9 protein-coding genes are annotated in these 12,741 nt (G+C 30.3%); 4 read left to right on the top strand and 5 right to left on the bottom strand.

Annotation, left to right across the window (positions count from 1 at the left end; genetic code table 11):
* Positions 1 to 671: 671 nt before the first annotated feature.
* Together BUA86_RS15760 and BUA86_RS15755 are read left to right on the top strand one after the other, a co-directional pair.
* On the top strand, positions 672 to 1,679 hold the full coding sequence (locus tag BUA86_RS15760; protein WP_072934119.1) for a S41 family peptidase: 1,008 nt from the start codon (positions 672 to 674) through the stop codon (positions 1,677 to 1,679).
* 72 nt (positions 1,680 to 1,751) lie between these two features.
* Positions 1,752 to 3,266, top strand: coding sequence for a glycosyltransferase family 39 protein (locus BUA86_RS15755; RefSeq protein ID WP_072934118.1), 1,515 nt, complete (start codon positions 1,752 to 1,754; stop codon positions 3,264 to 3,266).
* Positions 3,267 to 3,566: 300 nt separating this feature from the next.
* Here BUA86_RS15755 and BUA86_RS15750 read toward each other — a convergent pair whose 3' ends face one another.
* From BUA86_RS15750 to BUA86_RS15730, 5 genes are all read right to left on the bottom strand, one after another.
* Positions 3,567 to 4,691, bottom strand: a complete 1,125-nt coding sequence (locus tag BUA86_RS15750; RefSeq protein ID WP_072934117.1) for an efflux RND transporter periplasmic adaptor subunit — start codon at positions 4,689 to 4,691, stop codon at positions 3,567 to 3,569.
* A gap of 22 nt (positions 4,692 to 4,713) precedes the next feature.
* Positions 4,714 to 5,970, bottom strand: coding sequence for an ABC transporter permease (locus BUA86_RS15745; protein WP_072934116.1), 1,257 nt, complete (start codon positions 5,968 to 5,970; stop codon positions 4,714 to 4,716).
* The gene (locus BUA86_RS15740; RefSeq protein WP_072934115.1) at positions 5,970 to 7,199 is read right to left on the bottom strand and encodes an ABC transporter permease; all 1,230 of its coding nucleotides are present in this window, start codon (positions 7,197 to 7,199) and stop codon (positions 5,970 to 5,972) included. Before BUA86_RS15740 ends, BUA86_RS15745 begins: the two co-directional genes overlap by 1 nt.
* A gap of 3 nt (positions 7,200 to 7,202) precedes the next feature.
* On the bottom strand, positions 7,203 to 7,892 hold the full coding sequence (locus BUA86_RS15735) for an ABC transporter ATP-binding protein (protein WP_072934114.1): 690 nt from the start codon (positions 7,890 to 7,892) through the stop codon (positions 7,203 to 7,205).
* Positions 7,893 to 7,990: 98 nt separating this feature from the next.
* The gene (locus BUA86_RS15730; RefSeq protein ID WP_072934113.1) at positions 7,991 to 8,476 is read right to left on the bottom strand and encodes a TlpA family protein disulfide reductase; all 486 of its coding nucleotides are present in this window, start codon (positions 8,474 to 8,476) and stop codon (positions 7,991 to 7,993) included.
* A 115-nt stretch (positions 8,477 to 8,591) separates the two neighbouring features.
* Between BUA86_RS15730 and BUA86_RS15725 the strand changes: the two genes are divergently transcribed.
* Together BUA86_RS15725 and BUA86_RS15720 are read left to right on the top strand one after the other, a co-directional pair.
* Positions 8,592 to 9,059, top strand: coding sequence for a DUF4268 domain-containing protein (locus BUA86_RS15725; RefSeq protein WP_083580409.1), 468 nt, complete (start codon positions 8,592 to 8,594; stop codon positions 9,057 to 9,059).
* A gap of 186 nt (positions 9,060 to 9,245) precedes the next feature.
* Entirely contained in the window at positions 9,246 to 12,530 is a 3,285-nt protein-coding gene (locus BUA86_RS15720; protein WP_072934111.1) for a cytochrome c biogenesis protein, read from the top strand.
* Positions 12,531 to 12,741 lie beyond the last annotated feature (211 nt).

Genomic DNA, 12,741 nt, shown 5'->3' with positions numbered 1-12,741 from the left:
TTTTTACAACTTCGAATTTCCTATAGCTCCATTATTCAAGGATTGACTAATTTCGTATCGGCTTTATTTCTTCTGTCTATATTTTAAATTTCAAATGAACTTCTCGTTTCATCACTCACTTTGTTTCTCTGTTTCTGTAAGCGGTTGCAAAGGTAATTAATATTTTTAAACCACAAAATATTTTTTAAAATATTTTAAAACTTTTTTTTCTTTTATCAATCTCAGTCATTACAACCTCAACCATCAAAAAAAAAGCCCGTTAAAACTAATATTACTCCTTTACTATTTCAATTCCTACAATACTACTCTTCTTTCGTATTGGGAGTGCAAATATACAACTGCTTTTTCCGTTTTTCCAAATCAACTTTACAATTAATTTACATTTTTCGCCTAACTAACTGAATAACCGTAAAATATTTTTTAAACTTTTTTGAAAATAGATGTGAGATGCGAGATTTAAGATGGGAGATAGGTGGATTGTGGAGGAATTAAAGAGGAAAATGAAGTGTTTTTAATATTAAACTAGATGCGAAGCTGAAATGATACTTAATTAGGATTAGCAAGACAAGACTTAATCTTAAAACCAGCTTCTAAAAATTTGTTTACTATAGAAACTTTAAGTTAATTTAGTATATCATTAAACAATTTGAAAAACTAAGACAAAACTCATTATGAATAAATATTTCTTTATTGGTTTTATTCTACTCTTTTCTACTCCTTTATTTTCTCAAGCTTTTAAAAATGATAGCATCAAACTATTTATAGATAAGTCTATCGATTTAATTAAGGAAAATTCAATTCACACTGAGAATTTAGATTTAATAAAACATGAATTATATAATAAGTCTAAAAATTTAAATTCATTAAATGAAACCCCTCCTTTTTACGGAGAGGTTTTTAAACTTTTAAATGATCATCATGGCAGCTTAACTTATAAAGGTGAAAATTACGGTTGGAAAAAAAATTCTTCTACAACCAACTTTTATTTGAAACAAAAAATAAAAACCGAAAAGAAGGTTATTAGTAAAGTTCTTGATAAGAAAATAGGCTACATCAGAATTCCAGGTAACTCTGATTTTGCTTTTAAAAAAGTAGATAGTATTTCAAATGACATCGTATCTCATCTTAATAGCATTAATTCGAGTAAAATAGAGGGATGGATTATAGATTTAAGATTAAACACAGGAGGAAATATGTATCCAATATTATTAGGTTTGAAAGAATTTATTGGAACTGATCTTGTATTTGGTGGTTTTAAAAACTCTAAAGATGAATTAACGGGCGAATGGCAAATTAAAGCTGGTAAGATGCAAATTGATGGCATTGAATTAACAAGAACTAGCAATTTAAATTATCCTATAAAGGAAAATATTCCTGTTGTTATTTTAATAAGTCCATATACTGCAAGTGCTGGAGAAATGACAACAATTTCTATGATTGGTCGTAAAAATACTTATTTAGTTGGTGAACCAACTGCAGATTACACTACAGCTGTACAAGGCTTTAAAATAAATGAATATGCTGGGCTAAATTTATCGACAGATTATGTTATTGATAGAAATCAAAAAATATACAAGAATAACATTCAACCAGATTTTAAAATTATTAATGGAGATGATTTAGAGAATCTAAAAAATGATAAAAAAATTATTAAAGCTTTAGAGTTACTTAAAAAATAATATTAAATTTTCTTGATAAATAGTGTAACTAAATATCAATTGTAATCGTCTTTATAATAATAAAGACACAATATGAGAAACAACATTATACTAATCGCTTTTATCATTCTTAAATTCGTTATTCAATATTCATTGATTGGTCCCGAATATGAATTGCAAAGAGATGAGTTCTTGCATTTAGATCAGGCAAATCATTTAGCTTTTGGGTATTTATCTGTTCCTCCTGCTACATCTTGGTTATCGTATATTATTCAACTATTAGGAAATTCTATTTTTTGGATTAAATTCTTTCCTGCCCTTTTCGGAGCATTAACAATTTTTGTTGTCTGGAAAACAATAGAAGAATTAAAAGGAAATCTTTTTGCTCTTATATTAGGTGCAAGTTGTGTTATGTTTTCTGTTTTATTTAGATTAAACATCTTATATCAACCAAATTCATTAGATGTTCTTAGCTGGACATTACTTTTTTATTTTATCATAAAATACTTAAACAATAATCAACCAAAATGGATTTATTTAATTGCTGTAACTTTTGCATTCGGCTTTTTAAACAAATACAATATCATCTTCCTTATTTTAGGAATTATTCCTGCTTTATTATTTACCAAAGAGAGAAAAATATTTTTCAATAAACATCTTTATTATGCAATAGTATTAGCTTTTGTTATCGTTTTACCAAACATAATTTGGCAATACAATAATAATTTTCCTGTGTTTCGCCATATGAAAGAGTTATCGGATACTCAATTGGTAAATGTAAATCGTTGGGAGTTTATTCGTTCTCAACTTTTATATTTCCCAGGAACTTTTATTGTTATTCTTTTTGGATTAATTGCCGTATTAAAATACCATGAATTTAAAAAGTATCATTTTTTCTTTTGGTCATTCTTCATTACGATTGGTATTTTCTTATTACTAAAAGCTAAAAGTTATTATGCAATTGGTCTTTATCCTATCTATTTTGCTTTTGGTTCTGTTTACTTAGCAGAGTTTTTAAGAGGTAAAGCTGGGAAAATAATAAAACCAATTATTATTATCTGGGTGTTTATTTCGTTTATTCCAGTTTATGATATCTCATTCCCTAACAAAAGTCCAGAATATATCGTGAATAATTCTGATAAGTATCGAGAGTTAGGGATGCTAACTTGGGAAGATGGAAAAGAACATCAATTACCACAGGACTTTGCAGATATGTTGGGTTGGAAAGAACTTGCACGAAAAGTTGATAGTATTTACATCAACCTCCCAAATAAAAAGAACACTTTGATATTATGCGATAATTATGGGCAGGCTGGTGCTATTAATTATTATTCGAAAAATGGACTGCGCGCTGTATCTTTTAATGCGGATTATATTAATTGGTTTGATTTTGACACGAAATTCTACAATTTAATTCGTGTTAAAAATGCTGGTGAAAGAGAGAATGAATGGAAAGAGACTTCTCCTTATTTTGAGAAATCTGTTATTGCAGATTCTATTACAAACAAATATGCAAGAGAATATGGGACGACTATTTTTTCTTTTACTGATACAAAAATTGATATTAATGAGGTTGTAAAAAAAGAGGTTGAAGAGGAGAAATGGTGATTTTAATGTGCTTAATTATTCGTCACAATTTAACACGATTTGAAGCTTAAATAAATTCAGTTTGACAAACTACGCTTGAAATACTAATCTCTTATGTCGAATTTCCAATTTCTAAGCTTGGATAAAATGACATGATTATTTTGTAATGGCAACTTCCATAAAAAAGTTGGCTTTACAAAATACTTTGAGGTTAAGAACTCGAGAAGAAAGCAACAGCATGTTGCGTGTTAATCAAAAATAAAAAAAGACCTCATCTATACAGATAAGGTCTTTGTTATAATGTAAAAATCTTAATTAAGTTTATTGTTGTGGTTTATCCTTTTTTAAGTCGTTATTCCAAATTTTGATTTTATCAGATTTTTTTAAACCTGTTTTTACTTGAACATTAACTCCGTCTGTAATTCCTAGTGTGATGTATTTCTTTTCGTATGTAGCATCTTGACCTTTTCCTGATTTTAGAACTTCTACATAAGGTTTTTGATTTTCATCGTATCGAACATGAGCTGTTTTTACCAACAATACATTTTTAGCTTCTTGCGTAACAACTTCTGCATTGGCAGAATAACCTGCACGAATAAAATTATCTGAATCTAATTGCACTGGTGCTTTTATCTCGAACTGCACTACTCCATTACTTGCAACTCCTTGTGGCGAAATAAAATCTAGAATAGCTGTAAATGTTTTGTTTGGAATTGCACCAATAGATACATTAATTTTCATTCCTTCTTTTAATTTACCAACTTCGGCTTCGTCTACTTTTCCTTCGAAAATCATTTTCTTAACATCCGCCATTGTAGTAATTGTTGTACCTGTAGAGAAATTATTAATCTCTTGCACCATATTTCCTACCTCAACAGGAATGTCTAAAATCATCCCAGAGGCTGTTGCTAAAATTCTTGTTGTCGCGTATGCTTCTAAACCTGGAGCTACACCAGTTTGCGCAACTTTATAATCGTATTCAGCTGTTTTTAATTGTTGTAAAGCACTTTGATAGGTTGCATTTGCATTGTCATAATCTTGACGAGGCAAAACTCCTTGTTGATACAACGTACTTGTTCTTCCAAAATTTCTGCGTTCTTGGTCTACAATAATTTTTGCAGCATTAATTGACTGTCGAGCGGCATTTAAAGATTGTACATTTGGTACAACTTTAATCTCACAAATTAATTGTCCTTTCTCTACATATTGCCCTTCGGCAACATTTATTGATTTAATTACTCCAGAAATATTCGGTTTAATTTCAATTGTCTTAAGAGGTTTTACTTCTCCTGTTGCAACTGCTTTTACTTCTATATTTCCCATAAAAGGAGAAGTTGTTTCGTAGGTCTCATTTGCTTGGCTATTTTTATTTCCAAAATAAATGATAACCCCGATTACAGCAGCTATAAAAACAACAATCATTAAAATTTTTATAATTTTTTTCATTCCTTTTTATCTTAATTTAAATCTATTCGTCTCTTAAAGCATCAATTGGTTTTATTAAAATGGCTCTTTGGGCTGGTATTAATCCTGCTAAAGTTGCCATAACAATCATTACAGCTAAGGCCGTGAATAATGTTACTAAATCTATTGAGGCATTATATAATGGTATATTTTCGTTTGCTGGAACTATTATTTCATTAAGAAGCATTAGAATAGAAGCTGCCATAATAATTCCGAATAAACCTGCTATTAGCGTTAACACAACAGATTCTAATAATATTTGTCCTCTGATTTGTGCTGGAATTGCTCCCAATGCTCTTCTAATACCGAATTCTTTTGTACGTTCGGAAACAGTAATTAATAAAATACTTGCTATGGCAATAACACCAGAAAAAAGTGTCATTCCTCCTACTACAATGGCTAGAAACTGTAATCCTTTTACAAATTTCATAATCTTACCAAGCATTTCACCTAAATTAAATCCACCTATGGCTTGATCGTCATCTGGTGCTATATTTTTTATCGTCTTTAGATAAGCTTTTAATTGCTTTTCGAAAGAAATAATATCGTAATTATTAGGTAAACTAAGACTTAAATACTGAATAGTTTCTCCTTGGTTATACACTTTTTGAAATGTTGTAAACGGAATATAAATTTGATCTTTTGTTTCTACAGGAGAAGACGGCGTATCATAAACCCCAACAATAGTGTAATAACTGTCTGATATTCTTATTTGCTTTCCTAATGGTGATGGATTTTTACCAAAAAATTGTTCCGCAACTTCTATCCCGAGTACACAGATTTTTGTTTCGTTTTTGATATCATCTTCGTTTATAAAACGACCTTGTATGATATCTTTCCCAAACATTCTATTCTGATCTGGATAATCTCCGTTTACAGTGTAAAAATTATATTTTGATCCGTATGCAATAACAGAACTTGGTTTTGAATTTCGAGGAGCCAAAAGAGAAATTTGAGGAAAATGCGCTTGTATTTTTCGTACATCGCTCATTTTTAATTCAATTTTTCTTCCTTTCTGAAATCCCTCATAAGGCATAGAAGTTGTTCCTCCCCAAACAAATAAAGAATTGGTTGCTGCATCTGCCAAATTTCTATCAAAACCATTTTGCAAACCTCTTGTAACACCCAATAAAAGAACAAATAAGAACATTCCCCATGCCACACCAATCATTGTTAGAATGGTGCGCAGCTTGTTTTTGCGAATTGCCGCGTAGACCTCGCTCCAAGCATCTGGATCAAATACAAATTTTATAAAGTTCATTATTCGTCTCTTAAAGCATCTATTGGTTTTATTCTCGCAGCATTAAGTGCTGGTATTAAGCCCGAAATTGTTCCTGACATAAATAAAATAATACAGGCAGTTATTAAAGAATTAGTTTCTACTCCTGGATTATATATAAAATATTCTGATAAACTATCTCCTAAATTTTCTACTAACAGTGCTGCTAACCCTATTCCTAAAGCTCCAAAAATTAAAGTAATTAAAATTGCTTCTTGTAAAATAAGACCAAGTACATGAAACGGTGTTGCTCCTAGCGCTTTTCTAATTCCGATTTCTTTGGTACGTTCTTTTACACTAAACACCATTATATTTCCTATACTTACAATTCCTGCAATTAAACTTCCTCCTCCAATAACAAAAACGATTACGGTAAGAATGACAAAAAATTGATTGGTATCTTTCATAGATTCAGCTGCATTTCTCACCCATAGACCACCATAATCTGTTGGGGCTACGTTGTGTCTTTTTCTTAAGTTTTGCTCGATAGAATTAGATAAGTTTTCTATATTATCTAAACTAAGACCATCTTTTGGCACAACGATTATTGATGAAACCTTATCTGTTGCATAAATTGTTTTGAAAGTTGAAAATGGTGCATATATAGCTCTTTCTGCATTATCACCTCCATCTTTACTCTCGAAAATACCTATAACTTGATACATACTTTTCCCAACTTGCAAATACTTTCCTATAGCTACTTGATTAGGATAAAAGTCCTGTGCAACTAAACGTCCTATAACAATAGATTTGGCTTGATTATCCATATCTTTTTCATTGATAAAACGCCCTAGAGTTACTTTCTCATTTATGACATGTTCATATTCTGGATAAACTCCTGTAATGGAATAACTACCCGAATTAGATTCATTTTTTACTGTATCTGTTTTTGCAATTGTACTTACGATATATTTTATATCTCTTGTAAATGATTCTTTTACAAAATGAACATCTTTAACATCTAACTCAATTGTTCTTCCTTGTTTGTAACCTTGATAAGGCATATCTGTTGTTCCACCACTTACACTAATATTTAATGAATTGGCTTGAAAAAACTCTTGTTGAAATCCGTTTTGTAATCCATTCCCTAATCCATATAAGGTAATAAAAACAAAAAGAGCCAAGGCAATAGTTAATCCAGACAAAGCTGTTCTTAACTTATTACTTGTAATAGATGACCATATTTCCCTCCAACGATCCGAATCAAACATATATTAAACTCTTACTTGTTGAACTTTATCATCACTCACAATAACTCCATCTTTTAATCGTACAATTCGTTTACACATATTAGCGATATCGTCTTCGTGTGTAACCATTACAATTGTTTTCCCTTCATCATTAATTTCTTGAATAAGGTGCATTACTTCTTGAGAAGTTTTTGTATCCAAAGCTCCTGTTGGCTCATCGGCTAATAATAACTTTGGTTTGGCTGCTAACGCTCGTGCAATTGCTACACGTTGTTTTTGTCCACCAGAAAGTTCGTTCGGCATATGTGTCGCCCATGGCGCAAGCCCTACTCTTTCTAAGTAACTTAATGCAATTTTATTTCGATTCGATCGCTTTACTTTCTGATAATACAAAGGCAAAGCAACATTCTCTAATACATTTTTGAAACCAATTAGATTATAAGACTGAAAAATAAATCCTAAAAACTTATTACGGTAATTTGCCGCTTTAGTTTCGTTTAATTTCTCAATTTTAACTTTATCTAATTCGTATACACCAGTATCATGCTCATCTAACATTCCTATAATATTCAATAACGTAGATTTTCCAGAACCAGAAGATCCCATAATAGCAACAAACTCTCCTTCTTGTATTTCGAGGTTAATCCCTTTTAATACATGTAATTTGTTTTTTCCCATTTTATAGGATTTATTTAAATCTCGAATTGATATCATAAATAATGATGAATATAAATACTGTTTTCTTTAGTAAAATAAGTCTACTATTCTTTAAAATTGTTACAAAAAGTCAAATGTTTTTACAGATGAAATTTTTATTTTAAATACTCGTTAATGTAATCTTCAAGTTCAAATTTTGTCATTGGTTGATCGTGAAAAGCAACTTTTTGTCCATTATTATAGATAAAAGTTACAGGAATATTACTCGACCAAGACGCATCAAAAGCTGGTAACCATTCGTTCATTCTTTTCCAATCATCTAAAAGAACAACCTCTGCATTTATATTCTTTTCTTTTATAAATTTCTTTACGCTCTCCATCACTTTAGGTTTATCAAGAGATACCAATAACATTTTAAAATTTGGGTTGTTTTTATATTGCTCATTAACTTCCATAAAAGCTGGAATTTCTTCTATACATGGTGCACACCAAGTCGCCCAAAAATTAACCACAACAACTTGCTGTTTAAAAGAAGTTATTTTTTCTTGTAATTGCTCATATTTTAATTGTTCAACTTTTTGAGCTTTAACATTAGAAAAAGATAAAATTGTAATTATACTTAAGATTGAAAATAATTTCATTTTGATTGTTTATTAATTGTTCTCCAAATTTAATCTAAAAGAACAAATCTGAGCAATTTTGTCAGAATTTTGTAGTTCGAGAATTAAACTCGATTTTTGTAAAAAAATAATTATTTTGTTTTCGAAAGAAGAAGCTTATCGTATAAAAAAGGAATTTTGGATTTCTTACGGATCGTACATGAAATTGCAAATGAACACAGAAGGTTTATCTATTAATTGGGTAAATTATAAAACAGACATAAAAGGTATATTTTTTAGAACTGATGTTGAAAGAAAATATGCAGAAGTTTCTATAGAAATTTCTCATCCAGACGCTTCTGTTCGTGAAATGATCTATGAACAGTTTGAGGAATATGAAAATGTTTTACATAGCTATTTGGGAGAAGAATGGGTGTGGACTAAAAACGATCAGGATGAAGATGGAAAAGAAATTTCTACTATAAAAACAAGTTTAGAAAATATAAGCATCTTTAGAGAAGCTGACTGGCCAAATATTATTTCTTTCTTAAAATCTAAAATGATTAATCTTGATGAATTTTGGAGTGATCATAAAGATAGCTTCGAAATTTTTAAAAATTTATAAATTTTATTGATTGACTTATTACTAAAACATATCGCTTTTTTAAATTAAAATTGACTGTCAATAAATTAAACCGAATAACGTCTATTTTCTTTAACATTTCATTAACTCCAAACTTGGAATAAAATCATTTAAGAAATAACCGTTTATCTGATAAACTCACCTATTTTTGTAGCTCAATTAAAAGTAATGAGTAAATTAGAAAAATATTTATTTTCTACCAGAACCATGTCCGTTTTGCTTTTTATCTACGCAATCGCCATGGGGTACGCCACTTTCATTGAGAATGATTATGATACAGCGACTGCAAAAGCTGTAATTTATGAAGCAAAGTGGTTTGAGGTTTTAATGATTTGGTTAATTGTTTTGTTCTTAATGAACATTAAACGATACAGATTATGGTCAAAAGAGAAACTTCCTTTATTAGTTTTTCACTTAGCGTTTTTGTTTATTTTTATAGGTGGAGGAATTACACGTTATATAAGCTTTGAAGGCGAAATGCCTATACCAGAAGGCGGAACGAGTAATGAAATTACTTCTTACAAATCCTATTTTAAAATGATTGTTGATGATGGTACGCAACGTTTAGCTTACGATAATCACCAATACAACATGACGTATTTTGATAGAAAAGATAGTACAAGTGCTTTATTTCGCAGACATTTTGAAGGTGAATATCAATTCAAAAACAAAGTAATTAAGTTAAAAACATTTGACTTTATTCCACATGCATTAGATACAATTGTTAGAAAACCAGACGGAATTAACGTATTGGAATTGGTAACTGTTGGTCAAAATGGTCGTAACTCTGTTTTTATTCGCAATGGAGAAATAAAAAGTGTTAATGGTACTTTAGTTGCTTATAACAGACCACAAGATGGTGCTGTACAAATTACTGGAGAAGGAGAAAATTTAGTTATAAAATCACCTTTCGAAGGAGAATATGTACAAATGGCTGGACAGCAAGTTGGACAAATTACAGATATGAAAACTTTTCAGGAAGGTGCTGGTAAAGTTGAATTTAATGTTGCTACTCCATTAAAACTTCGTTCATTATATACAATTAATGGAGCTCAATTCGTAGTTCCAAAACCAGCATTTAAAGGTGAAGTTTTATATAGACAAGGTTCTAAATTTAAAACTGAAGAAAAAAATCTTCCTGGTGCTATTAGAGCAGAAATTATTGTTGGAGATAAAAGAGATACTGTAACAATTGTTGGAGGAAAAGGACAAACAAATTATAGTACAGATGTAACAATAGATGGAATGAACATTTCTTTAGGTTATGGATCTAAAAATATTAAAGTCCCTTTTAGTATTCGTTTAGATGATTTCGTTTTAGACCGTTATCCTGGTTCATCGAACCCATCTTCTTTTGAATCTAATATTACAGTTATTGACGAAGGAAAAGAAACAAAACAACATATTTATATGAATAATGTAATGGATTATAAAGGCTATAGATTCTTTCAATCTAGTTACTTTCCTACAGAAGACGGAACAATTCTTTCTGTTAATCAAGACTGGTGGGGAACAAATGTTACCTATCTAGGATACTTTATGTTATTTGTTGGTATGTTTGTTTCATTATTCTGGAAAGGAACTCGTTTCTTACAATTAAACTCTTTATTAAAAGGTTTACATACAAAGAAAACAAATATTTTACTTCCATTGTTTTTAATCTCTGGTTTAGCATTTGCTCAAAACCCGAGCACTACTGCTGGAGATAAATCTGGACATCAGAAAATACAAACGAACAACGATAAGGATAAAGTTCATTCGGCTGAGCATATCGGAAGTTTTTCTACAAAAATGGCTGATGGTGATGAGTTAGCTAAAAATGTAAAAATTCCAGATGAACATGCAGAAAAATTTGGACATCTTCTTATTCAAGATATCGAAGGTCGTATAAAACCTGTAAACACACAGTCTGTAGAAATACTTAGAAAAATTTATAAGAAAGATAAATTTCATGGACTTTCTGCTGATAAATGGTTTATCTCTTTACAATTAGATCCTGCATATTGGGTAAATGCTCCAATCATTACAATTGGAGATAAAGGAGGAGATAAATTAAAGAAAATGACAAGTGCAAATGAAGATGGTTATACATCTTTAATGAACTTGATTGATCCTAAGACAACTCGTTTTAAATTAGACAAAGCATACAATGAAGCGTTTTCTAAAAAGCCTTCAGAACGTTCTAAGTTCGACCAAGAAGTTATTGCGGTAACTGAGCGTTTTAATATTTTAGATCAAACAGCAAAAGGATATCAATTAAAAATAATTCCTGTTCAGAATGATCCATCAGAACGTTGGACTTCTTGGATTTATCAAACAAAAGATAATCCTGTTGAAATTGATACTTTAGCACTTGGAATGGTGAGTGTTTATTTTAATATGGTTTCTAAAGGATTAGAAAATGGTGATTGGACACCAGCAGATAACGCAGTAGATTATATTGATAAATACCAACACAAATGGGGGAAAAATGTTGTTCCTTCTCCTACTAAAGTGGAAATTGAAGTATTGTATAATAAATTCAATGTGTTCTTTTATGTGATGATTGCTTACTGTACAATTGGTGGACTATTATTAGTTTTATCTTTTATCCAATTATTCTCAGAAAGCAAAGCTCTACATCGTATTATTAATGTTTGTTTGGGATTAATATTTATTATTTTCCTAATTCAAGCGGCAGGACTTGGAGTTCGCTGGTATTTAACTGGACACGCACCTTGGTCTAACGGATATGAAGCTATTGTATTTATTTCGTGGGTGAGTGTATTAGCAGGATTGTTATTATATAAAAACAGAAATGCATTTATTCCTACTACAGGAGCAATGGTAGCTGTAATTATGATGGGATTTGCACACGGAAGTTCTATGTTAGATCCTCAGATTACGCCATTAGTACCAGTACTTAAATCTTATTGGTTAATTGTACACGTTGCAATTATTGTATCGTCTTACGGTTTCTTTGGATTAAGTGCTGTTTTAGCTTTCTTCTCATTAATTATTATGATGATTAAGCCAAACAAGAAGATTGAAATCTCTTTAAAAGAAATGACATACGTTGCAGAAATGTCTTTAACAATTGGTATTTATTTATTAACTGTTGGTACATTTTTAGGAGGAATGTGGGCAAATGAATCTTGGGGACGTTACTGGTCTTGGGATCCAAAAGAAACATGGGCATTTGTATCTGTAATTGTTTATGCAGTTGTATTACACATGCGTTTAGTTCCTGGACTTAGAGGTAAATTTGCATTTAACGTTGCAGCATTATGGGCAGTTTGGACAGTAATTATGACCTATTTTGGTGTTAATTACTACTTATCTGGTTTACATTCTTATGCTGCAGGTGATCCAATTCCAATTCCATTCTGGGTTCCAGCAACAGCTGTCGGAATGTTATTGTTATCTATCGGAGCTTGGTATATGCAAAACAAGGTTTATAAAGTAAAAAAATAATCCTATTTTTATAAAAAGCAAAAAGGCTGTTCAATATGAACAGCCTTTTTTATGTTTTTATGTTTTTAAGTTTTTAAGTTTTTAAGTTTTTAAGTTTTTAAGTTTTTAAGGAATAACTTAATTCTTAATTCTTAATTCTTAATTCTTAATTCTTAATTCTTAATTCTTAATTCTTAATTCTTAATTCTTAATTCTTAATTCTTAATTCTTA

This window comes from Chishuiella changwenlii, assembly GCF_900142565.1.
Lineage (GTDB): Bacteria > Bacteroidota > Bacteroidia > Flavobacteriales > Weeksellaceae > Empedobacter > Empedobacter changwenlii.
Note: the sequence above shows the minus strand (reverse complement) of the source record. Positions and strands in the feature narration are given on the sequence as shown.

What these genes read in the sequence shown, in the direction of transcription:
- BUA86_RS15755 (WP_072934118.1), top strand. Translation starts at nt 1,752, where the DNA reads ATGAGAAACAACATTATACTAATCGCTTTTATCATTCTTAAATTCGTT.
- BUA86_RS15740 (WP_072934115.1), bottom strand. Translation starts at nt 7,199, where the DNA reads ATGTTTGATTCGGATCGTTGGAGGGAAATATGGTCATCTATTACAAGT.
- BUA86_RS15750 (WP_072934117.1), bottom strand. Translation starts at nt 4,691, where the DNA reads ATGAAAAAAATTATAAAAATTTTAATGATTGTTGTTTTTATAGCTGCT.
- BUA86_RS15720 (WP_072934111.1), top strand. Translation starts at nt 9,246, where the DNA reads ATGAGTAAATTAGAAAAATATTTATTTTCTACCAGAACCATGTCCGTT.
- BUA86_RS15735 (WP_072934114.1), bottom strand. Translation starts at nt 7,892, where the DNA reads ATGATATCAATTCGAGATTTAAATAAATCCTATAAAATGGGAAAAAAC.
- BUA86_RS15760 (WP_072934119.1), top strand. Translation starts at nt 672, where the DNA reads ATGAATAAATATTTCTTTATTGGTTTTATTCTACTCTTTTCTACTCCT.
- BUA86_RS15730 (WP_072934113.1), bottom strand. Translation starts at nt 8,476, where the DNA reads ATGAAATTATTTTCAATCTTAAGTATAATTACAATTTTATCTTTTTCT.
- BUA86_RS15745 (WP_072934116.1), bottom strand. Translation starts at nt 5,970, where the DNA reads ATGAACTTTATAAAATTTGTATTTGATCCAGATGCTTGGAGCGAGGTC.